The 22,585-nt window shown below is 60.0% G+C and carries 23 protein-coding genes; 16 read left to right on the top strand and 7 right to left on the bottom strand.

Going from position 1 to position 22,585, the window contains the following annotated elements:
* Positions 1-8: 8 nt before the first annotated feature.
* From JNB88_RS16120 to gltS, 4 genes are all read left to right on the top strand, one after another.
* On the top strand, positions 9-668 hold the full coding sequence (locus JNB88_RS16120; RefSeq protein WP_220356320.1) for a dihydrofolate reductase family protein: 660 nt from the start codon (positions 9-11) through the stop codon (positions 666-668).
* 14 nt (positions 669-682) lie between these two features.
* On the top strand, positions 683-1,009 hold the full coding sequence (locus JNB88_RS16115; protein WP_220356319.1) for a hypothetical protein: 327 nt from the start codon (positions 683-685) through the stop codon (positions 1,007-1,009).
* A gap of 161 nt (positions 1,010-1,170) precedes the next feature.
* On the top strand, positions 1,171-2,418 hold the full coding sequence (locus JNB88_RS16110) for an MFS transporter (RefSeq protein WP_220356318.1): 1,248 nt from the start codon (positions 1,171-1,173) through the stop codon (positions 2,416-2,418).
* Positions 2,419-2,612: 194 nt separating this feature from the next.
* Positions 2,613-3,818, top strand: a complete 1,206-nt coding sequence (gltS, locus tag JNB88_RS16105) for a sodium/glutamate symporter (RefSeq protein ID WP_220356317.1) — start codon at positions 2,613-2,615, stop codon at positions 3,816-3,818.
* A gap of 58 nt (positions 3,819-3,876) precedes the next feature.
* On the opposite strand, the gene JNB88_RS16100 is transcribed toward gltS, so the two are convergent.
* On the bottom strand, positions 3,877-5,115 hold the full coding sequence (locus JNB88_RS16100; RefSeq protein ID WP_223217222.1) for a TIGR02594 family protein: 1,239 nt from the start codon (positions 5,113-5,115) through the stop codon (positions 3,877-3,879).
* A 279-nt stretch (positions 5,116-5,394) separates the two neighbouring features.
* Here JNB88_RS16100 and JNB88_RS16095 point away from each other — a divergent pair, with 279 nt between their 5' ends.
* Positions 5,395-5,748: a DMT family protein gene (locus tag JNB88_RS16095; RefSeq protein WP_037128450.1), complete on the top strand. Its 354-nt coding sequence runs from the start codon at positions 5,395-5,397 to the stop codon at positions 5,746-5,748.
* 24 nt (positions 5,749-5,772) lie between these two features.
* On the opposite strand, the gene JNB88_RS16090 is transcribed toward JNB88_RS16095, so the two are convergent.
* From JNB88_RS16090 to JNB88_RS16075, 4 genes are all read right to left on the bottom strand, one after another.
* A complete protein-coding gene (locus JNB88_RS16090) occupies positions 5,773-6,090 on the bottom strand; it encodes an ArsR/SmtB family transcription factor (RefSeq protein WP_220356316.1) in 318 nt (105 codons plus the stop codon).
* A 7-nt stretch (positions 6,091-6,097) separates the two neighbouring features.
* Positions 6,098-6,544 carry an SRPBCC family protein gene (locus JNB88_RS16085; protein WP_220356315.1) on the bottom strand — a complete coding sequence of 149 codons (447 nt, stop codon included), beginning with the start codon at positions 6,542-6,544 and terminating at the stop codon, positions 6,098-6,100.
* A gap of 70 nt (positions 6,545-6,614) precedes the next feature.
* Entirely contained in the window at positions 6,615-7,202 is a 588-nt protein-coding gene (locus JNB88_RS16080; RefSeq protein ID WP_220356314.1) for a hypothetical protein, read from the bottom strand.
* Between the two features lie 3 nt (positions 7,203-7,205).
* Positions 7,206-7,592 (bottom strand): acyl-CoA thioesterase, encoded by a 387-nt coding sequence (locus JNB88_RS16075; RefSeq protein WP_220356313.1) that lies wholly within the window; start codon positions 7,590-7,592, stop codon positions 7,206-7,208.
* Between the two features lie 306 nt (positions 7,593-7,898).
* Between JNB88_RS16075 and JNB88_RS16070 the strand changes: the two genes are divergently transcribed.
* The 7 genes from JNB88_RS16070 to JNB88_RS16040 all read left to right on the top strand — a co-directional run bounded on the left by JNB88_RS16070 (position 7,899) and on the right by JNB88_RS16040 (position 15,878).
* Complete coding sequence (locus tag JNB88_RS16070) at positions 7,899-9,719, top strand: methyl-accepting chemotaxis protein (RefSeq protein ID WP_220356312.1); 1,821 nt, start codon at positions 7,899-7,901, stop codon at positions 9,717-9,719.
* Positions 9,720-9,855: 136 nt separating this feature from the next.
* On the top strand, positions 9,856-10,683 hold the full coding sequence (locus tag JNB88_RS16065; RefSeq protein WP_223217221.1) for a porin family protein: 828 nt from the start codon (positions 9,856-9,858) through the stop codon (positions 10,681-10,683).
* 86 nt (positions 10,684-10,769) lie between these two features.
* On the top strand, positions 10,770-11,792 hold the full coding sequence (locus JNB88_RS16060) for a linear amide C-N hydrolase (RefSeq protein WP_223217225.1): 1,023 nt from the start codon (positions 10,770-10,772) through the stop codon (positions 11,790-11,792).
* Between the two features lie 53 nt (positions 11,793-11,845).
* The gene (locus JNB88_RS16055; protein WP_220356310.1) at positions 11,846-13,507 is read left to right on the top strand and encodes an alpha/beta hydrolase; all 1,662 of its coding nucleotides are present in this window, start codon (positions 11,846-11,848) and stop codon (positions 13,505-13,507) included.
* 113 nt (positions 13,508-13,620) lie between these two features.
* Positions 13,621-13,794, top strand: coding sequence for a hypothetical protein (locus JNB88_RS16050; protein ID WP_220356336.1), 174 nt, complete (start codon positions 13,621-13,623; stop codon positions 13,792-13,794).
* A 285-nt stretch (positions 13,795-14,079) separates the two neighbouring features.
* Positions 14,080-14,328 carry a hypothetical protein gene (locus tag JNB88_RS16045; RefSeq protein WP_220356309.1) on the top strand — a complete coding sequence of 83 codons (249 nt, stop codon included), beginning with the start codon at positions 14,080-14,082 and terminating at the stop codon, positions 14,326-14,328.
* 86 nt (positions 14,329-14,414) lie between these two features.
* The gene (locus JNB88_RS16040; protein WP_220356308.1) at positions 14,415-15,878 is read left to right on the top strand and encodes a pyridoxal phosphate-dependent decarboxylase family protein; all 1,464 of its coding nucleotides are present in this window, start codon (positions 14,415-14,417) and stop codon (positions 15,876-15,878) included.
* Positions 15,879-15,918: 40 nt separating this feature from the next.
* Here JNB88_RS16040 and JNB88_RS16035 read toward each other — a convergent pair whose 3' ends face one another.
* Positions 15,919-16,332, bottom strand: a complete 414-nt coding sequence (locus tag JNB88_RS16035) for a DoxX family protein (RefSeq protein ID WP_220356307.1) — start codon at positions 16,330-16,332, stop codon at positions 15,919-15,921.
* Positions 16,333-16,454: 122 nt separating this feature from the next.
* Positions 16,455-17,246: a GGDEF domain-containing protein gene (locus JNB88_RS16030; protein WP_223217220.1), complete on the bottom strand. Its 792-nt coding sequence runs from the start codon at positions 17,244-17,246 to the stop codon at positions 16,455-16,457.
* Between the two features lie 509 nt (positions 17,247-17,755).
* Here JNB88_RS16030 and JNB88_RS16025 point away from each other — a divergent pair.
* From JNB88_RS16025 to JNB88_RS16010, 4 genes are all read left to right on the top strand, one after another.
* Positions 17,756-19,072, top strand: coding sequence for an extensin-like domain-containing protein (locus JNB88_RS16025; protein WP_220356305.1), 1,317 nt, complete (start codon positions 17,756-17,758; stop codon positions 19,070-19,072).
* 408 nt (positions 19,073-19,480) lie between these two features.
* Entirely contained in the window at positions 19,481-20,407 is a 927-nt protein-coding gene (locus JNB88_RS16020) for an ABC transporter ATP-binding protein (RefSeq protein ID WP_220356304.1), read from the top strand.
* Positions 20,404-21,165 (top strand): ABC transporter permease, encoded by a 762-nt coding sequence (locus tag JNB88_RS16015; protein WP_037128431.1) that lies wholly within the window; start codon positions 20,404-20,406, stop codon positions 21,163-21,165. Before JNB88_RS16020 ends, JNB88_RS16015 begins: the two co-directional genes overlap by 4 nt.
* Positions 21,166-21,315: 150 nt before the next feature.
* A complete protein-coding gene (locus tag JNB88_RS16010; protein ID WP_220356303.1) occupies positions 21,316-22,230 on the top strand; it encodes an MBL fold metallo-hydrolase in 915 nt (304 codons plus the stop codon).
* Positions 22,231-22,585: the final 355 nt, after the last annotated feature.

The following is a 22,585-nucleotide window of genomic DNA, read 5'->3' as shown; positions in this document are numbered from 1 at the left end:
GAACAGGCATGAGGAAGATCATTACAGGTGCGTTCGTCAGTCTCGACGGCATCATGCAGGCACCAGGCGGTCCGGATGAGGATCCGATCGGCGGCTTTCGTTATGGGGGCTGGGCCGCGCCTTATTTCGACGAGGCGATGGGAGAGTCGGTCGGTGAGATGTTCGCCAATCGCTTCGATCTGCTGCTTGGCCGCAAGACTTATGACATCTTCGCCGCGCATTGGCCCTATGTCGCCTCCGACGATCCGATCGGCCCGTTGTTCGACCGGATCACCAAATACGTCGCGACGCGCAATCCGGAGTTCAAGCCGAGCTGGCAGAACAGCCAGGTGCTTGGCAGCGATGTTGTCGGCGCGCTCAAGGCGTTGAAGGCGAGCGATGGTCCTGATCTGCTGACGCAGGGATCGACAGACTTTCTGCAGACGCTTTTCAGGAATGACCTGGTCGATGAGCTCTATATTTCGTTCTTTCCCGTCGTGTTGGGAAAGGGCAAGAAACTGTTCGGCGAGGGCGCCTTTCCAGGCAAGCTGACGCTTGTCAGTTCGCGGGTTTCGGGTACCGGGGTTACCGTGAACAAGTATGTCCGCGACGGCGACATCACCACCGGCTCGTTCGAATTCGAGCAACCCACCGCCGCCGAGCTTGAGCGACGCAGGAACCTCACCTGAGCGCGGAGCTGCACATGGACGATGTTCCCATCATCAAGACGCGGCCGAAGGGCAGGGCAAAGGAGCAGCGCATGCTGATCCCGAGCGAGAGCATGGTCGTCGATGCGTTGCAAGGCGCGCCGACGGGGCAGCTGTCGGATCTGGCGGAGATCCGGCGCGCGCTCGCGGCGAAATACGGCGCGGATGCCTGTTGCCCCGTCACGGTGCAGCGGCATCTGGTGCACATCAGCGAGGAGGGCAGCGCGCCTTTCTGGCGTGTCGTGGATCCCGACCGGCCTTTTGCCCGGCGCATGACCGGTGGGCCGGATGACATTCGCGAAAAGCTTGCCGGTGAAAGCTGAGCGACGGTCAAACTGTCGCAGGCGGGAACAAGGGCAGTAATGCTGACGTTAAACGAGGCTGCCTGTCACAGCTTCGACCTCGCCCATCCCCGGGCGATCCCTCTCTTCGACGGCATCCGGACATTGCCCGCCTCGCCGCCGCTTTCGGACGGAGGAACATGATGTCCGCATTGCAGAGCCTGCGCGCGCTCACCCCGCAGCAGCGCAACACCGTTATCGCCAGCTATCTAGGCTGGACGCTCGATGCCTTCGATTTCTTCATTCTGGTTTTCGTTCTCAAGCACATTGCCGATGAATTTCATACCGACGTCGCGGCTGTGTCGATCGCGATATTCCTGACGCTCGCCATGCGGCCGCTCGGCGCGCTGCTGTTCGGGCTCGCGTCGGACAAATATGGCCGCCGCATCACGCTGATGGTGAATGTGGCGCTCTATTCGCTGTTCGAGTTTCTGACCGGTTTCTCCACGGGGCTGACCATGTTCATCATGCTCCGGGCGCTCTATGGCATCGCCATGGGCGGCGAGTGGGGCGTCGGTGCTTCGCTTGTGATGGAGACCGTGCCCGAAGATAGCCGCGGCATCGTCTCCGGGATCTTGCAGGCGGGCTATCCCTCCGGCTACCTGATTGCCTCGATCGTCTTTTTCCTGCTGTTCCCGGTCATCGGCTGGCGCGGCATGTTCTTCGTCGGGGCGCTGCCGGCATTGCTGGTGCTCTATATCCGGCGCAACGTCGCGGAGAGCCCGGCGTTTATCAAGCGCCAGAAGCAGGGACGGCGACCTTTCCTTGCCGTGCTACGTGAAAATGTTCCGCTGTTTCTGTGGTCCGTGCTGCTGATGACGGCGTTCAACTTCTTCAGCCACGGCACGCAGGATCTCTATCCGACCTTCCTCGAGACCCAGCGCAACTACGACAGCTATACGACGGGCGCGATCGCCATCGTCTACAATATCGGTGCAATCTGCGGCGGCTTGTTCTTCGGCGCGCTGTCGCAGCGGATCGGGCGCAAGAAGGCGATCGTTATCGCCTCGCTGATTGCGGTGCCGGTGGCACCGCTCTGGGTCTATGCGCCGGGACCTGTGCTGCTCGCGATCGGTGCGTTCCTGATGCAGTTCTTCGTACAGGGTGCCTGGGGAATCGTGCCGGTGCATCTCAACGAGCTGTCACCGGACGAGGTGCGCGGAACCTTCCCCGGTTTCTCCTACCAACTCGGCAATCTGCTCGCGTCAGGCAATGCGACGCTGCAGGCCGGATTGGCGGCTCATTGGGGCGGCGACTACGCCTATGCGCTCCTGATGGTCGCCGCGATCGTTGCCATCGTCGTGGCGCTGCTTGCCGGCTTCGGCTTCGAGAAGAAGGACGTGCGGTTCGGCACCGAGCATTCCGAGGCGCCGCATGGCGCGCGGGCATGATCTGCCCAGCAAACCGGTAAAAGGGCAGGTGCGGCGTTGCCGTGCCGGCTCTTTTGCTCCTGGCTGGAGTGTGCCCATTGTTCCTTGCTTGCCAGTATCGCGCGTATTTTTCTGGCTCAATCCCGCGCCGTGTGCCAGATTGCCGGTGAAAACTTTGCTGCGGCAGGCGTGGCGATCTTGGCGAAGGGTAGCGCATGACCGCAATTCAGGTTCCGGGTCTACTGTCTTTCACCATTGCAATTCTGGTGTTCTTTACCGGGGCAACCCTGAACCGTATTTTCCCGATACTGACCCGCTGGAGCATTCCGGAAGCGGTGACGGGCGGGCTGATTGCGGCGACGGCGACGCTCCTCGCATATACGTTGTTCGATGTAGAGATCAGCTTCGCACTTGAGGCGCGCGACATGCTGCTGCTTTATTTCTTCACCGGCATCGGCCTCAACGCTCGGCTTGCCGATCTCCGGGCCGGTGGCAAACCATTTCTGATTCTTCTCCTGATAACAGTCGCCTTCCTGATCATTCAGAACCTTGCGGCCATCGGAACGAGTGCGGCGCTTGGTTTGCCAAAGGGCGTCGATGTTCTGCTTGGCTCGATATCATTGATCGGTGGGCACGGCACGACCATCGCCTGGGCTCCGATCATTTCAAACCGGTTCGGCGTGACCAATGCCCTTGAAGTTGGCATTGCCAGTGCAACGCTTGGCCTTGTTATCGCCAGCCTTATCGGCGGGCCGATTGCGCAGCGACTGATCACCCGCTACCGGCTGAGCGGACCTGTCAACGAAGAGCTGACGATCGGCCTGCCGCGCAGATCTGAACGTGAGCACGACGATGACATCAGCGCCGTCAGCCTGTTGCGAGCGTTGTTCGTGACCAACATCGCGATCCTGACGGCCTATGCCCTCGAGGAAGTAATCGAAGAGACAGGCATCAAGCTTCCGCTTTTCGTCGTCTGCCTGTTGGTCGCCATCGTGATGACAAACATCGTGCCGCTGGTGGCGCCGCGATTGCCGTGGCCGACGCGGAGCCGCGCGCTCTCGCTCATATCCGATCTGTCATTGAATGTGTTTCTGTCGATGTCCTTGATGAGTATGCAACTCTGGGCGCTGCAAGGCCTCGGCCTATCGCTCATCGCGGTGCTTGCCGTTCAGACGTGTCTGGCGATCATCTACATCCTGTTCGTCGTGTTCCCGGCGATGGGGCGCAATTACGACGCTGCAGTCATTTCGGCCGGCTTTGGCGGGATCGCGCTGGGTGCTACTCCGACGGCCATCGCCAACATGACGGCGGTCACCAAAATTCATGGTGCTGCCGCCGTGGCGTTCATCATTCTGCCGCTTGTTTCCGCATTTTTCATTGACCTGATCAACGCTATCGTCATTGGCTACCTTGTCCGATAGCGACTGTATTATTGCAACGCGCGATAGCGCGTTGCAGATCGGTATGCCCGGCACGATGCTAGACGATTACCGGCATCAGAAATGCGACGAATTCGGATTTCTTGGCGCCTGAGGCGTTCTTCTCCAGCCGAGGAAACGTCTGCTCGCGGACTGTGTTGCTCTGGTTGCCGCCGAGTAGCGTGACTGTCGTGCTTGTCCAGGAAACCACGAATCCGACATGACCCGTGCCAGTTGCCCAGCTGTCGTCCGTGAAAGGCGCATAGCGACGAACCGCGATGGCGCCTGGCTGCGGGTCTTTCAGCACATGAAACTGCTTCTTCTTGTTCCAGAAGAAGGAGCGAGCGCCGGGGTGATCGGTGCCCATCTGCCCGCTGGTGACGAGGCAATAGTTGACGAAGGCTGCGCACCAATCGACCTCGTCGCCTCCGGAAACCTCGAACCAGGGCGCGCAGACCTTGAAATAGTTGAGAATGCGCGGATTTTCGCCCGGATCCGGCCACTCGCTGCGCTCACGGACGGGCAGGGCTGCTTCGCGCCGGGCGATCGTCATCCAGTCCTGCGTTGCCGATGCGGCCGAGGACGCGACCCCTATGGCCGCACTCATCAGCGGTGCCGGCGGCGCGTTCGATCGGATGATGCCCGGTTTCCAGCCTTCGACGATCTGGATGAATTTCGCGATCTTGCGGAAATCGTCCATCTTGAGGTCCTGAAGAACGGTCGTCAGGGCAATGCCGGTCTTGTCGTGGATGAATTTGGCGTAGGCTTCCGAGTTATTCTCGCTTGGCGGGGCATATCGAAAGATTGCCTGCTTGAGCGTAAGCTTGATGTAGGTGTTCGTTCGCAGCAGGGCGATGATCGCTGCCTTTCCCGTATCCTCGTCCGGAAAGATCGCAAAGCTGCCGTCGTCGCCGATCGCGCCGCAATTGATGGAAAAATCACCCTTGCGAATATTGCCGGCGTTGCAATTGCGCCAGGAGCGCGAGCCGCCTTCACGGATCTCGTCGCGCCCTTCTGCGTCGGTATAGAGGATCGTTTTCGGCGCGATCGCCCTAGCGTGAACGAACGGACCGGCCGCGCCCGCGGGTGCCGGTGTAGGGCTGTCCATATTGGCGACCGGCGGCGTGCTCGGCAAAGTCTCGCTCAAGCTTGCGCCATCGGACGTGGAAGGCATGGGCTCATAGCTGACGGTATAACCGCCGTCGGCATTGGCGATCGAACCGATCTTCATTTTTGCCTGTGCGAGTGCAGACAGCACTCCGGCCAAGCTGGATTGAGCAATATCTGTGATTGTATCCATGGCGCGTCCCCTCCAGCAGACGTTCGGTGAGGCGATCCGGACTGGTGATGCGCGGCAATTCCTTCCGCTGCAGCGTATCGGACTGTCAATCTGCGGATGCCTGCTACATTACGCGCACAGCTTTTGAGGAATTTACACAAACCAACATCAATCAGTGATTGTGTTTTCGAGGTGGCCGCGAGTGTCGATACCGGCTATGAGGCGGCAAGCTGGCCCACCCTTGCAGAGCGAAGATTTGGCGATAAATGCTGCCGGCAGTTTTAACATCGGGAATCACCCATGCCATTTGCCTTCAGTTCTGCCGCCGTGTGGCCGGTTGTCATGCTTTTCGCGTCCAACATCTTCATGACCTTCGCCTGGTACGGGCATCTCAAGCATAAGGGCACGGCGCTGTTCATCGCCATTGTCGTGAGCTGGGCAATCGCCTTCTTCGAATACTGCCTTGCCGTGCCGGCCAACCGTATAGGCTCAACGGTCTATTCGACGGCGCAGTTGAAGACGATGCAGGAGGTGATCACGTTGATCGTCTTTTCAGGCTTTTCGGTCTTCTGGCTGGGCGAGAACCTGACGTGGAACCATGTCATAGGCTTTGCCCTAATCGCGATCGGTGCCTCCTTCATTTTCCGCGGCTAGGCAAACAGATCGGCGCGCCGATTGCTATTGCTCCACGAAGGCGCGCAGGCGATCGAGCGCGTCGTCCCATTGGCGGGAGACGCTGTCGAGATAGGCGCGCATCTCGCCGATCCGGTCTGGCTGGAATGCGTAGTGGCTTTCGCGTCCGACCTTCGTGGAACGCACGAGGCCGGCCTGTTCCAGCACATGCAGATGTTTGGTGACGGCCTGCCGGGTCAGGACGGTGCCGACTGAGAGCCCCGCAATCGAGCGTTCGCGCCCGTCGCTGAGGGTTGTCAGCAGTGACAGGCGCGTCGGGTCACCCAAGGCGGCGAACAGGGCGGCCGCATCGTCGCGGTGCAATTCGACGTTATCTATCGACGTATTCCTTGATGTTCTTGACCTGTTCGGCCCAGCCGCCGTCGTTCATGCGGAAGGCTTCGTCGCGGCGATGTGGCGGGACCTTATCGAAACCCGATTCCGTGACCGTCAGGCGCGACCCCGATGGCGTCGGCTCAAGGCGGAATTCAACGAGCGTCGGCGGCTCACCGGAATAATCGACATTGGGGTCGACGGCGTAGGGGTGCCAGGTGAAGGAGAAGAGCTCGGGCTCTTCCATGCGCTTGACCGTCGCCTGCCAGCGAATGTGCTCGTAGCCGGGATAGGTGATGTGACCTGTGGAGTTTTCGCCCGGCACGAACGGGCCGTCGAGCTGCACGCGAAACCATTCGCCGAACTCGCGATGATCCGTGATGGCCTTCCAGACGCGTTGTACCGAAGCATTCAGTTCGATAATCTTCTCGATGCGATCAGACATATCGGCAACCTCCTGGTTGCCTTTTTATGGCATGTCGACATTGGATTGGCAACCAAAAAGTTGCGGATCATCATCCCAGGACATCGTAGATGCGGAAGATGAAGCTGACCTGGTAGATGAGGTTGAGCCAGACAAAGGCAGCGTGAAAACGCCGGTTCGCCGTCCAGGCGGCGACGACGCAGAGGATGACATAGACGATATTTCTGGCCGGATATTCCCAGCCGATGGACTGGATATGGTCGGCGCCCTTGATCGCGGTGTCTATGGTGTCAACGGCGTAGGTGAGGGCGAGGGTGCCAAAGAACCAACGCCTGCGCGAATAGAAATACTCCTCGTAGCCGCCATACTCATCAAGCGAGGCGGGAAAGAGCAGCGCGCAGAGCATGAAGAACAGGCAGCAGAAGGAGATCAGAAACAGGTAAATGCCGAAATGTAGCACCGGCACGGCCTGCAGCCGATACTCCCACCACCAGATATGGATGATGAAGAGGAACATCGAGGCGGCCCAGCCGAGATGAACGGCATAAGGCCTGGCCTTTCCGGGATGCTGGATGATACCCGCGATGCCCGTCAGCAGCCGCGCCAGACTCAGCGAGATTACCATTCCCATCACAACCTTGATGTGGAGGAAGACCTCGGGTGAGCTGACGGTCTCCATGCATCACTCCGCTGGAACGGGCATCGGCTGGCCGTTTTCGTCTAGGGCAACCATGATGAAGGTCGCGGCCGTCACCTTTTCCATGTTGTTGTAGCGGGCCCGGGTTGCCCAAGCCTCGACCGAGAGCGTGATCGACGTGCGGCCAACGCGTTCGATCGTCGTGAAGACCGACAGCGTATCGCCGATCTTGACGGGCAGGGCGAAGGCCATCTCCTTGACGGCGGCGGTGACCACGCGGCCCTTGGCGCGCTCGGAAGCGGTGATGCCCGAGGCAAGGTCCATTTGCGCCATGACCCAGCCGCCGAAAATGTCGCCAGCCGGATTGGCGTCAGCGGGCATCGCCACGGTGCGTAGGGTGAGGGCGCCGTTCGGCTTGGCGTTGTCAGTCATGGAGGGTCCTTTCGGCAATACGGATAGCGATTCAGAAGGAACCTAACGCAGATGCCTTTGAAGCGAAACGCGCGGACATACGAAGCGCTCTCCGAACTCAGACTATAGTCCTACGAGAAATTACCTAGCGTAGTTGAGGTGTCTGTATTTTAGTTGATATAAATCAACATATTAACGTGTTTTGTGAGTGTTCGAAGAAGCTCCTCACCTTGCGGCAATTGAGTAAAACCTAATTAAAATTCACGATCCGGTAAGAGGGACATAGCAGTATTTGACTATTATCAAATTCTGAACTGCCGGGGCTCAATGCGTAACGTCAAGATTTCCACTCGCCTCTACTCCCTCGTGGGGTTGGCGCTGACTATTCTCGTGCTCGCCATCACCTTTTTTCTGAATTATTCGCACTCGAAGCTTGAGGGCGAACGCAAGCACGGTCTTGCGCAGATGGATGCGACGGCAATCGCCGTCTTCCAGAAGTACTACAAGCTGGAACAGTCCGGCGCCATGACGCGCGAGCAGGCGCAGGCGGCCTCGAAGGACGTCATCTCAGCCATGCGCTACGGCGGCAATGGCTACTTCTGGATCAATGACATGCATCCGACGATGGTCATGCATCCGATCAAGCCGGAGCTGAACGGAACGGATCTGTCTCAGAACAAGGATCCGACCGGCAAGTTCATCTTCGTCGAGTTTGCCAATACCGTGAAGAAGAGCGGCGAAGGCTTTGTCGACTACTACTGGCCGAAGCCGGGTGCGGCCGAGCCGGTCCTGAAGTATTCGCATGTGGTCGGCTTCGAGCCCTGGGGCTGGGTGGTTGGAACCGGGGTCTACGCGGACGATCTGGCAGCCCTCTATCGCCAGAACGCGATCTGGGCGGCCGGCGCCTGCCTCGCCGGCGCAATCGTCATCATCGGCGTTGCCTTCGGTATCGTCCGCAGCGTGACCGCGCCGATTGCCCGTCTCAAGGCTGCAATGAATGCCATTGCCGACGAGCGCGACGCGGTCGAAATCGTTGACCACGACCGGCGCGACGAGATCGGCGCAATGGCGAAGTCGCTCCTCGTGCTGCGCGATTCCGTCCAAGAGCGGGCGTTGATGCGCGATCGGGAGAGCCGGCATCAGGAGCAGATCGAGGAGGAACGCCGCGGCAACGAGGCCAACTGGCGTTCGGCGGCGGATCGCCAGACTTTTGCGATCCAGTCGCTTGGTGCGGGCCTCGAGAAGCTTGCCGCGGGCGATCTGACGGTATCGATAGGCGATCTCGGTGCGGACTATGCAAAGCTGCGTTCGGACTTCAATTCGGCGGTCGATGCGCTGAACGGCGTCATCCAGGCAATCGCGGAATCGACCAGCGTGGTCAACGACAGCGCCGGCAACATCAGCGAAGCCACGAACAATCTGTCGAAGCGCACCGAGCAGCAGGCGGCTGCGCTTGAAGAGACGGCAGCGGCACTCGACGAGATCACGGCGACCGTGCGGACTGCTTCGGAACGTGCGGCTGAAGCCCGTGAGATGGTTGCGGAAACCAAGACAAGTGCCGGCAAGTCGGGCGACATCGTACGCAATGCCGTGACGGCCATGAACCGGATCGAAGATTCGTCGAACCGGATCGGACAGATCATCGGCGTGATCGACGAGATCGCCTTCCAGACCAACCTGCTCGCGCTCAATGCCGGTGTCGAGGCCGCGCGCGCAGGCGAGGCGGGGCGTGGTTTTGCCGTGGTGGCACAGGAGGTGCGTGAGCTTGCGCAACGCTCCGCCAACGCCGCGAAGGAGATCAAGGTGCTGATCAGCACCTCGGCAAGCGAAGTCGGAAACGGTGTCATGCTGGTGCGCTCTACCGGAGACGCGCTGCTCGAAATCGAAGAGCTGGTCAATCGCGTGAACAGCCATGTAACGTCGATCGCGACCGCGGCTCGCGAACAGGCGACCGGCCTCAACGAGATCAATACCTCGGTGAACCATATGGACCAGATGACGCAGCAGAATGCCGCGATGGTCGAGGAGACGACGGCTGCGAGCCAGACATTGGCGGAGGAGAGCCGGCAACTGAGCACCCTGCTTGCCAACTTCAGGCTGCGTGCAAATGGGGCCGGCCACGCAGGACGGATGTCCCGGGCCGCCTGATGGCACAAAGGCCACAAGACTTGGGCTCCCGGACGGTGGTTCGGGAGCTTTTTTTGTGGCGCCTACTTGATCGTGCGTCCCTTGAATTTGCGCTTTCAGATAGTAAGGTGCAGGTGTCCCGCAACGGAGGCCTAGAATGCTTCGATTCTTGCCTTGCCTGCCGACGAGCTTGTTTTGCCTCGTCTTTTGCCTCTCTTCTACCGCGTTTTCACCAAGCAGAGCTGCCGATTTTGATGCCGAGCGCATGGAGCCCGAGCGGGAATGGGCGGTTATCGTCAGTCCGTATGTTTGGGCCGCCTCTTTGAACGGCAACGCGTCGCTTGCCGGTTTCGATACCAACGTAGACGTTCCGTTTTCCGAGATTTTCGACCACCTCGATTTCGTTCTGATGGGAAATGTCGAAGTCACCAACGGCAAATGGGGTGTCTATTTCGATGGGCAGCACGTTCTGACAAGTCAGGATGAACGGGTGTTCGCACATGAAATCGGTCTTGATATCAAGACGACGACACTTTCCGCAGGGGCGTTTTTCAAAGCGTATGAGGTGGAACTCGGCGGTCAGACTGTCTTTGGAAAACCTCGAACGATCTCCTTCGAGCCGACTGCGGGCGTTCGCTGGACCGAGCTGAAAGCAGGCGTTTCCGCCTTCGGCACAAGCACCACGAAGAGCGCCGATTGGACCGATCCGTTCATCGGTCTACGCATGAACGCCGATCTCACTGAACGCTGGAATCTCTTTGCCGAGGCTGACATCGGTGGCTTCGATGTCGGATCCAAGGTCAGTGTCAACGCGCAGGCCTATCTCGGCTACAGAATGGAAATGTTTGGCAAGCCGACAATTCTCCGGGCCGGATATCGCCTGCTGTATCAGGACTACGAGAACGACGATTTTACCGGGGTGAACAAGTTCCGGTGGGATGTCAGCCAACACGGGCCGGTCGTCGGTTTCTCAATGCGCTTCTAACTCAGTTCAACCAACGAATGGAGTAGCGGATGATCTTCGGCAACAACCATTTGGCTCGTTCGCTTGTTGCGTTTGCTGTCGGATCGATGATGGTCTTCGGACAGACCGCGGCGCAGGCATGCACACGATTGGTTTATCTCGGTCCCGACCGCAACATCATCACCGCTCGGTCGATGGACTGGAAGAATGACGTTGCCACGAACCTGTGGGTTCTGCCGCGCGGCATCGAACGGAACGGCCAGGCTGGTCCGAACTCGATTAAGTGGACCGCGAAATACGGCAGCGTGGTCGCGACCGGCTATGACGTATCGACGACCGATGGCGTCAACGAGGCCGGGCTGAATGCCAATGTCCTGTGGTTGGTCGAGTCGGAGTACCCGAAGTTCGACAAGGACAGCAAACCCGGCCTGACTATCGCTGCCTGGGCGCAATATGTGCTGGACAACTTCGCCACCGTGGATGAAGCGGTCAAAGCCTTGGAAAAGGAACCCTTCACGATAGTCACCGACAACGTGCCGGGTGAGAACCGGCTGACAACCCTGCACCTGTCGATGTCCGACAAGACCGGCGACAGCGCAATCGTCGAGTATATCGGGGGACAGCAAGTCATCCACCACGACCGCAAGTACCAGGTGATGACGAATTCTCCGACGTTCGATCAGCAGTTGGCGCTGAACGCCTATTGGAAGCAGATCGGTGGAACGGTCATGCTGCCTGGTACCAACCGCGCGTCGGACCGGTTTGCGCGCGCATCATTCTACGTGAATGCCATTCCGAAGGACGAAGATCCCAACCGGGCGTTGGCGAGTGTTTTCAGCGTCATTCGCAACGCCTCGGTGCCTTATGGCCTCAACACCCCCGAGGAGCCGAATATTTCCTCGACGCGGTGGCGGACGGTCGTTGATCACAAGCGCATGCTCTACTTCTTCGAGTCGGCGCTGACGCCCAACACGTTCTGGGTCGATCTGAAGTCAATCGACTTCTCCAAGGAGAGCGGTAAGGTGAAGAAGCTCGATCTGGGGGAGAACCAGGATCACACCTATTCGGGGGACGCGACGAAGGACTTCAAGGAGTCGGCGCCGTTCAAGTTCCTTGGACTTCAAATGTAGGGCAGGTACGGGTGGGACCGGCCTTTCTCGGTCCAGAAGCATGAGGGGAACGCATGAAACGTTTGATGCTGCGCCTGTTCGTGTCGCTTTCGACCCCGGGGTTGGTGCTCGGCTTCATTTTCTTTGCCGCGTCGCTGACACCTAGCCTGATGCCGCGCTCGTTCTTTGTCCAAGGCGCGCTGTCCGGTATTGCCGCTGCTGTTGGGTATTTCTTCGGCGTGGCATTTGTCTGGCTCTGGAAGTACCTGGAGCTGCCGATCCCACGTGACCGGAGATTGCCCGGCAACCTGATCGTCTCCGGACTTGGTATCGTGCTGTCAGTGGCCGTCCTGTGGCGCGCTGCCGGTTGGCAGAATTCGATCCGCGAGTTGTGGCACATGGAGCCCGTTGATACGGCTCAGCCTTTCAGCGTGGCCCTTGTCGCAATCGTTACCTTCTTCATTGCAGTTCTGATCGGGCGGCTGTTCCGGTTGACGTGTCTGTATCTCTCGGAATGGCTATCGCGCTTCGTGCCGCGACGTGTCTCACAGGTGGTTGGAGCCGCACTTGCGATCGCACTTTTCTGGTCTGTCGTAGAAGGCGTGTTGTTGCGCTCGGCGCTGCATGTTGCGGACGCTTCGTTCCGCAAGGTCGATGCGCTCCTCGAAGACGACGTGCCTAGGCCGACTGATCCGGCGAAGACCGGTAGCTCTGCTTCCCGTGTCGCATGGGAAGGACTTGGGCGTCAGGGGCGCCATTTCGTCGATTCAGGGCCGACGGCGGCGGAGATCGGTGACTTCTGGAAAACGCCGGCGCGTGAGCCATTGCGGGTCTATGTGGGCTTGAACAACGGCGAAACGATCGAGGAGCGCGCAAAGCTCGCGCTCACGGAGATGAAGCGTCAGGGCGCGTTCGAGCGCTCGGTCCTCGTCATTATCGCTCCGACCGGAACCGGCTGGGTCGACCCCGAGGCGATGGACACGCTCGAATATCTGCATCACGGGGATGTGGCGAGCGTCGCGCTTCAATACTCCTATCTGACAAGCTGGCTGTCGTTGCTCGTCGAGCCGGAATACGGCTCGGACTCGGCCAAGGCGCTGTTCCGGGAGGTCTACGGCTACTGGAGGACACGGCCTGCGGACAGGAGACCAAAGCTCTACCTTCATGGTCTCAGCCTCGGCGCCCTGAACTCGCAGGTGTCGGCCGATATCTTTGACATTGTCGCAGATCCATTCCAGGGGGCGCTCTGGAGCGGGCCTCCCTTCGAAAGCAAGATGTGGCGAAACATCACCGAAGCGCGTGATCCGCAATCGCCTGCATGGCTGCCGAAGTTCAGGGACGGATCGCTGATCCGATTCACCAACCAGACGAACCAACTGGATATTCCGGGCGCACACTGGGGGCCGCTCCGCATCGTCTATCTGCAGTATGCCAGTGATGCCGTAACCTTCTTCGACCCTTATTCCTTCTTTCGCGAGCCGGCGTGGATGAGGCGCCCGCGTGGCCCTGATGTTACGCCGAGCCTGCGTTGGTTTCCGGCCCTGACGATGCTGCAATTGCTCGTTGACATGGCGACCGCAACGACGTCGCCAATGGGCTACGGCCACGTCTACGCGCCGCAGCATTACATCGATGGCTGGATCGCCGTGACAGAGCCGCAGATCGACGCGGATAAGGTCCAGGCGTTGAAGCAACTCTTCGAGCAGCGGTCTCAGCAGGCAGGTGGGGGCGATTAGTTATCCACAGAGCGCGTCTCGAAGAGGGAAACGCTGTGCATTAACCACGCTCGTTAGCATTTCATTTAGCGTCTCGTATCAGTTTGCGCCGCAGTGGCTGGGAAACCACAGCATTGAGGCTCGAAACAATGACCTATAGCGGCTTGCTCCTTACTGCCATCGTGGCTGGTCTGATTACAATTCTGGCGGTCGGTAGTCGTCCGGCGACGGAAGCGGCGGCCAACTGGCCGCAGATGGATGTGATGAAAACCGATCGCATCATTACCGGAAGCGTTCCGGCGCGATAAGTCTACGCGCGTCGTATCCGCCTTCGCTGTCGACGTGCGCGCCAGACCGACGCGCGGCTTCGTTTGGGACAGCCTGGCGATTGTCATTCAGACTTTGTTGAACATACCTGCGTGAAGGCCTTTTTCAGTCATGGGCAATGGCCTAAGTACCAGACATGCTGCTCGTGGAGGATCGCGGGTTGCTGTCGGGAGGCAACAAATCGTCCGCGCTATTTGGTGGCCCGCAGAAAGAATACTTTAATAGTCAGGGGCTTAAACGGGTAGTGTTATCAAGGCAGTTTACCCATGTATGGTTCCGATCAACGTTACGACGTCATTTGCGACCCGCTCGATCTCTGGATCGTGTGGGACAATCAAGCTGAAGAGCCTGCTTCCTTCGGCGGGCAGATACTCCACGGCCTGACCGAAAGTCACGCCGTCGAAGTCGCCAAAATCATGAACGAGATTTATGGCAGCGAGAAGGGTGACACTGCCCGTTTGTCCGGCAAGCAGCTCGGCGACGCGGCGTTTCGAAGCGCCCGAGGCGGACGCTAGAATCCGTTCTCCGGACGGACCCGTACCGGGCTGGCAGCATCCTAGAGTTCAGGCTATTCTCGGCCATCGCAGGCTTTGGCGGAGCGATGTCGTGGACGCAGCTACAGCGCCCGAGCGACCTCGCCGGGGAGGCGGATGCCGTGAGCACCGGGGAACTGTTTTCAAGTGCCGCCAGTCACGCGGCGCGATTTCGTGATTTAGCCGATAACCGTCTCCATCGCCCATCGCATGATTATGCCGCGGCGGTCGACGCATTCGCTGCGCCACTGCCGGAACGCGCGTCGCCGATGGGGGATGTGCTCGATGCGTTGGTGACAGCCGCGGAGCCCGGTCTGCATCTGACGACCGGCCCGCGCTTCTTCGGTTGGGTCATCGGTGGATCGCACCCGATGGGCGTTGCCGCTGATTTCCTGGCGAGCGCCTGGGGCCAGAATGCGGGCAATCATACCGTATCGCCGTCGGCGGCAGCCGTGGAAACGGTGGCGTCCCGCTGGCTGCTTGAGTTGCTTGGTCTTCCGCCATGCTCTTCAGTCGGCTTCGTCACAGGAGCGACTGTCGCGAACTTCACCTGTCTCGCGGCCGCCAGGGGCGACGTGCTGTTGCGGGTCGGCTGGGACGTCGACGCCGAGGGATTATTTGGAGCTCCGCCGATCCGGATTCTGATTGGCGACGATGCACACACCACTGTATTTTCCGCCCTGCAGTTTCTGGGGCTTGGCCACGACCGTGTGGTGCGGGTTGCGGCTGACGATCAGGGGCGGATCGCGCCATCGGCTTTCGAGCGTGCCATAGCCGACGTTTCCGGTCCATGCATAGCCATCCTGCAAGCCGGACAGATCAATACCGGGGCCTGCGATGATTTCCGCACGCTGATCCCGCTCGCCAAATCGAAGGGCGCATGGGTGCATGTGGACGGGGCGTTCGGCCTTTGGGCGCAGGCGTCGGCGCAGCGGCGTCATTTGACATCAGGCGTGGAACAGGCGGACAGTTGGGCGACCGATGGGCACAAATGGCTGCAGACTCCCTATGATTGCGGCTATGCGATCGTGCGCGATGAACTCGCGCACCGGCGGGCGATGACCATATCGGCGAGTTATCTGCCGCTTGCCGGCGAGGGCGAACGTGATCCCTCGCACTATGTGCCGGAACTCTCGCGGCGGGCACGTGGCTTTGCGACCTGGGCCATGATCAGGCATCTCGGGCGCAGCGGCATCGAGGTCATGATCGATCGAGCATGCGGCGTTGCGGAAGGCATGGCGAGGGCGCTTGCCAGGGAGCCCGGAATTGCAATCGGCAATGATGTCGTTCTCAACCAGGTGATCGTGCGCTTCGGCGCGGACCTGGCGCAGGAGGCAGCGGACAACCTCACCAGGCGAACGATCGGCGCCATCCAGCGGGAGGGGGCACTGTTTGCAGGGGGCGCGGCATGGCGCGGAAGACAAGTCATGCGGCTGTCGGTCACCAACTACCAGACGGATTCTGCGGAGGCGGCGAAAGCGGTCGATGCTATCCTGCGGGCCTACCGGAGTGAACGCCGAGACGCCGTGTGACCGGGTGGTGACGTCCTTAGACGCGGGGCTTCGGCTGTAATCAACGTCTGCCCAACCAGCTATCGAGCGATAGGCTGCCGGCCCCGGCGGCTGCCAATACAAACATGCCACCGGCAATGGCGAGGTCTTTTTCGAAATGAAGAAGTTCGTTCTGATCGCTGAAGTTGGTGTGAAACAACGTCGCCGTCGCGATGCAGAACAGGCCGAGAGCGGAGGCGCCGACGCGGGCTAATAGTCCAGTGGCGATGGACAGGCCGGCCCCGATCTGGAGGATGATCGTTGCAACCAGCAGCGGGGCACTTACGCCCAACGGGGCGACCGCCTCGACAGCTCCGGAGAAGTTCAGCGCCAGCGAGCTGCCTTCGTGGAGAAATATCCAGGCGAGAAGCAGTCGACCGATCAATAGCGCAGTGTCGACCGCGCCGGTGCCGGCCAAGGTCTTGCCGTCTGTCATGTAGACCTCCCCGTTGCGCGCCGCCACCGACCTCGGGACAGCGTGTCCGCATCATAGTTCAGAGGCGGGGACTCGTCGCGGGTCTTATGAGACAAGGACCCTGCGGGCGGAGTGTGCAGAGGCTAGGCGGCGTCCATCTTTCGATTATCGACGTCCACAGGCGCCTCATGTACATGGAATCGGTTCTTCCCCTCAGTTTTGGCCTTGTAGAGCGCGGAGTCGGCGCAACCGAAGAGATCGGAGCGCAGCGAGAGGTCGAAGAAGGCGACGCCGACTGACGCACCTACATGCATTCTGGTGCCGTCGCGCTCGATGAAGCGGCCAAGGCTCTGGACGATCCGTTCAGCGAGCGCGGCGACGGCATCGGCGCTGTCATAGCCGCAGACGAGCACCGCGAACTCGTCGCCGCCGATGCGAGCCACGAGTTCCGCTCCTTTGCATGCGGTCGACAGCCGCTCCGCAGTTTCCTTGAGGCACTCGTCGCCGGCCTTGTGGCCGAAGGTGTCGTTGATGCCCTTGAAGCCATCGAGGTCAATGAGAAGGAGCGCAGGGGCGTTGCACCCGAATTCGCGCAGGGGCAGGTGCCGCAGGGCTGACTGAAACTGCGCGCGGTTTGGCAGGCCGGTCAGGGTGTCGAACTCGGCGAGATAGCGGATCTGGTCGAACATCATTTTCTCGGTCGTGATGTCGAGCTTCATCCCGAAGATGCGGACGGGGACATCACCTTCAGATTCGACGGTGGCTGTAATGCGAATCCAGCGGGTATTGCCCTTCGGTGTCACGATCTCGGCGTCGAGTGTAAAGCCGCTGCGTTCCTCGATGGCGCGGGTGCGCAGCCGAGCAAGCTCCAACAGCGACTCTTTAGAGTAGCATTTCAGGATCTCCCCGCGATCGAGATCGGCGTCGTGCGGCATGTCGAACAAATCGTAGACCATCCTGGTCCAGACAAGGCTGTTGTCAGGTAGGCTGCATTCCCACACGCCGATCCTTGCTGCTTCCGAGGAACGATCGAATATCTTGCGGCTATGGGCGAGGGCGACTGCCTGTAGGTCTAGCCGTTGCTGCTTTTCCGCGAGAGTGCGCTGGAGTGCCTCGATGGCAGCCTCGCTGTGGCACCGGAGCGTTGGCAGGCGGCTAGCGATTTTGGCGAAAGCGGCGAGGAGCTTCATGTCCGACCCAACGTTAGACGGCCTAATCTACAATCGTTGGAATGACTTAAGATTTCGTGTTGGGCACTGTGCCCGAGTCGCATGCGCGATGCCCAAGTCGGGACATTCTTGGCGTCCGTATAGGCATGTCCGTACGTGCTTTTCGACTCGGCTTCTGCCTCAAAGCAGACGCGAGGTAAGCTTTCGTTCACCGTTCCTCATTAAATTTCAGCTTAAGTTTTAGATTCCTGCCGTTCCTCGGAAGCGATGAGAGCATGGCGCTTGTTTCCATATTTCGGCAATACGTGCTGCCAGTGCTGCTCTCCACGGCACTGGTGACGTGTTCTACCGATGGTCTCGTCCCGCCCGGCGAAGTGGACAACGGTACGCGGGTGGGGTCGATCTCGCCGACACAGCGACGTGCGGCCGCACCGATACAGGCAGTGCCTATTGAGCAGGCCTATCCCGTTGCGAATGCACCGGTCAGCGATGCGGCCGGCAACGTCGATTACCTCAATACGCCCAATCTCGCCGGAACGGGACAAGGCGGCGGGCAGACGCTGCGGGCGCCTGCGCAGGCCGGGCGGTTGCCGATGATCGACAGCGACGAAGCGGTGGCCGGGGCGCAGGGCGCGGCCGGCTCTCTTCGCAACCAGCCTTCGACCTGGGGAGGAACGCAGCCGCTCGCGGTGCCTGAGGGTGGCGTCAACATGGACGCCGAGCTTGGAGCCGAGCCTGTTGTCGGTCTTGCCGAGGAACAACAGCAACAGATTGCCGAGGGGCAGTCCGATCAGCCCGTCGTTGATGGGATCGGTACGGAAAATCCCACTCAGCTTAACCGTGCGCGCATCCCGGCGCCGGCGGCGCAAGCGCAGATGAGCAGCGCGCCCGTCTGGAACGATGGAAGGCCAGTGGTTGCTCCGGCACGTGTGCCCGAGGAGAACGAGGAGCAGGAGGTCGCCATGCTGCGACCGAACAACCCGACCGCACCGATGATGAGTGAGCCGGCGGCCCCCGTTGATCCGAGCGTGATGCCGGCCTCGGAGCTTGCCTGCCGCCGTGAATTGAAGCGGATGGGCGTGGTTTATTCCGAGAAGCCGCCGATCTCGAACGGACCGGCCTGCCAGGTGCCGTACCCGGTTTCCCTGCGGGGACTCTCCGGTAATATCGGCGTTCGGCCAGCGGTGACACTGAATTGCCAGGTGACGCTTGCTTTTGCCAAATGGGTCAAAAACGAGCTCGCGCCTTCAGCCCGCTTTCGCTACTGGTCGGGCATCAAGACCATTCAGCCCCTGGGCGGATATAGCTGCCGCCGCATGAACAATAGCAGGCAGCGCTATAACCCGATGTCGGAACATGCTCGCGGCAACGCAATCGATGTCGGCAAGTTCGTCCTGAAAAGCGGACGCTCGATCGACGTGCGCAAGAAGGGGTTGTTCTCGTTCCGCGAAGGACGGCTATTGCAGGCCGTGCGCAGCGATAGCTGCAAGTACTTCAATACCGTGCTCGGACCCGGCAGCAATCCGGAGCACTGGAACCATTTCCACTTCGATTTGAGGGCGCGCAAGGGCGGCAGGGTCTATTGCGACTAGAAAGGAAAGGCCGGCGCGAAGGCCGGCCCAAGGTGAACGCGGCATGGGCGGCGGGTCCCAGCCGGGTCAGGTCTGTAATGACTGGTAACGCACTTCACTCAATGTCGAGGAAGCATTCGAGCGTAACGAGATCGCTCGGACGGCTGCTCCGCAAGGGGTGCGGCGGGACGGAGAGCGGTTGCTTGCCTCGCCGTCTTTATGGCTGATGAATATCACCGGTTGATGACATCTCGCCGCCTCCTGAATTTCCCACAGGCGCGAATGGCCTTTCCTTCCAGGGGCGTTTTCATGGCAGTGAATACTCTGTTCATCTGTGCCGGGATGTCAAAACTACTCAAAGCGGATATATAGCGCCGAGCAATACCCGCCGCACCAGCAAACCCGCCGCAGATGTCAGAAGAGCCCTTTATGGCCCCGATCATTTCTATCCGAAATCTTACAAAGACCTATGCCAACGGATTCCAGGCGCTCAAGGGCATTGATCTTGATGTCGAGCGGGGTGAGATTCTGGCCTTGCTGGGACCGAATGGTGCGGGCAAGACGACGATGATTTCGATCGTCTGCGGTATTGCCAATCCGAGCGGCGGCACGGTAACCGTTGGTGGTCATGATGTCGTCCGGGATTTCAGGGCAACGCGCTCGCTGATCGGGCTCGTTCCGCAGGAGCTGACGACCGATCAGTTCGAGACTGTGTGGAATACCGTGAGCTTTTCGCGCGGGCTGCATGGCAAGCGAGCCAATCCAGCGCATATCGAGAAGGTGCTGCGCGATCTTTCCCTCTGGGACAAGAAAGACAACATGCTCCGGCAACTGTCGGGCGGCATGAAGCGGCGCGTGCTCATTGCCAAGGCGCTGTCGCACGAACCGGAGATCCTGTTCCTGGACGAACCTACTGCGGGCGTGGACGTGACGCTTCGCAAGGATATGTGGCATGTCGTCGAAAACCTCCGGCGCTCCGGAGTCACAATCATCCTGACGACGCACTACATCGAGGAGGCGGAAGAGATTGCGGACCGCGTCGGCGTCATCAACGGCGGGCAGCTGCTTCTGGTCGAAGACAAGACAGCGCTGATGGCGAAGCTTGGCCGCAAACAGCTCATTCTCGAGTTGAACGAGCCGCTGCAGGCGCTCCCGGAGCGTTTCGCCGGCAACGGTCTGTCGCTTGCGGCGGACGGCAGCCGCCTGATCTATGATTTCGATGCCCAGAACGAGCAGGAGAGCATTGCCTCCCTGCTGACGCGGCTCGGCGAGCACAACATTCACTTCAAGGATCTTTCGACGCAGCAGAGCTCGCTGGAAGACATCTTCGTGGCGCTCGTGGGAGGAGCGAAATGAACGTCGAAGCCATCAAGTCCATCTACTTCTTCGAAATGGCGCGCACGCGCCGGACACTTCTGCAGAGCGTCGTTTCGCCTGTTATTTCCACATCGCTCTATTTCATCGTTTTCGGCGCGGCGATCGGATCGCGGATCCAGGAAGTGGAGGGCGTCTCCTACGGCGCGTTCATTACACCGGGGCTGATCATGCTGACGCTGCTTGGCCAATGCATCAGCAACGGATCGTTTGGTATCTACTTTCCGAAGTTCACCGGCACGATCTACGAGGTCTTGTCGGCGCCGGTGGCCATGACCGAGATTCTCATCGGCTATGTCGGCGCGGCCGCGACGAAGGGACTGATGATCGGGGTTATCATCCTGCTGACGGCGAACATATTCGTGGATGTCAGGATCGAGCATCCGGTGATGATGGTACTGTTCTTTCTGCTGACGGCGATCACCTTCAGCCTGTTCGGTTTCATGATCGGCATCTGGGCGACCAACTTTGAGCAGTTGAACCTCATTCCCATGCTCGTCGTGCCGCCGCTGACGTTCCTCGGCGGAAGCTTCTATTCGATCAGCATGTTGCCACCCTTCTGGCAGACGGTCAGCCATTTCAACCCGGTACTTTACCTCGTCAGCGGCTTCCGCTGGAGCTTCTTTGGCATCGCCGACGTCAACCCGCTGGTGAGCCTCGGGATGATTTCGATCTTCCTGGCGATTTGCCTGGGAACGCTGGGGTGGATCTTCAAGACGGGATACAGGTTGCGGAGCTAGCCCGATCGACTTGATCGCTCCGACGAAACAGCCGAGCACGGCACAGGTGCCGCGGTCGGCTGGATGATCTTGCCGTGGGGTGTAAAAGACGTCGCCCCCAAGATGTGATACCTTCAGCGATGACTATAAGGCGGTTAGCGGGAGGCAAGCATGAGTGTGGACAACACTTCACGCCCCGGTGGGCCAGGGTCCGACGAGTTGGTTCCGTCGCGCTATGCCCTGAAGGTGGGCGAGATCGACGTGCTGGTGATCAGCGATGGCGTGATGCCAATTCCAGCCCCAGTTTTGGCCACCAACGCCCCGCCGTCCGTCAGGACGGCCTGGTTGGACAATATGTTCCTGCCCGCGGATGTGCTCGATTGGCCGCTGAACGTGATCGTGGTCCGCAGTGGAGGACAGACCATACTCATCGATGCCGGACTGGGGGTAGAGTTTCCGGATTTCCCGCGGGCTGGCCAGACGGTCCAGCGACTCGAGGCCGCCGGCATCGATCTTGCCTCAGTGACTGATGTGGTGCTTACCCACATGCATATGGACCACGTTGGCGGGCTCCTTGCCGATGGGGTGAAGGAGCAGCTGCGTCCGGGTCTTCGGATCCATGTGGCTGCTGCGGAGCTCAAATTCTGGGAGTCCCCAGATTTCTCCCGAGCCGCCATGCCCCCGCCAATACCTGACGTGCTTCAGCGGACGGCCAAGCGGTTCGTGGACGAATACCGGAGCCAGTTGCGGCCGTTCGATCAGGAGTACGAGGTAGCACCGGGTGTTGTCGTCCGTCGGACCGGCGGCCACACCCCCGGCCATAGCGTGGTCCGTCTGGCCTCCGGCGGCGACCGTCTGACATTTGCCGGGGATCTCGTGTTCGCGGTCGGATTCGACCATCCCGACTGGCATAACGGTTTCGAACATGACCCCGAGGAGGCGGCGCGTGTTCGGGTTGGCCTTCTGCGGGAGTTGGCGGCGAACCGCGAACCGCTGGTGGCCAGTCACCTGCCATTCCCGTGCGTCTGCCATGTGGCGGTCGATGGCGACCATTTTCGGTGGGTGCCGGCCGTCTGGGACTACTGAGCATTCGCTGGGTTCGAGGGAGCGAAACAGGCGACTGTCTACGTTGAAATGCGCCGTACGGCAGGCACCGCTGATCGTTTTACAAGAGCAGGAGATTCCACGACTATTCGATAAAGTGCCTGATCTCAGGAGTTGAACGATGGGCTGGTGGAAGAAACTGTTTGGCGGGTCGAGCGGCAATTCGCTCGACAAAGCAATGTATCAGGTTGCCAACACGCTCTACAGCCCAAGATGGAAAACGCTCCGCAGAAATTCGCAAATTCGACAACGGGCAAACTTACTTGCTCGAAAGCGAATGGGTGGGTGGAACGGAATTCAGAGCACGACATGAGGGTAGGATGGTGGGACCTTTCCG

Origin of the sequence: Rhizobium cauense, from assembly GCF_019511525.1 — a bacterium.
Taxonomy (GTDB): domain Bacteria; phylum Pseudomonadota; class Alphaproteobacteria; order Rhizobiales; family Rhizobiaceae; genus Rhizobium; species Rhizobium cauense.
The sequence above is the reverse complement of the archived record's forward strand: the minus strand, read 5'-3'. Positions and strand labels throughout refer to the sequence as shown.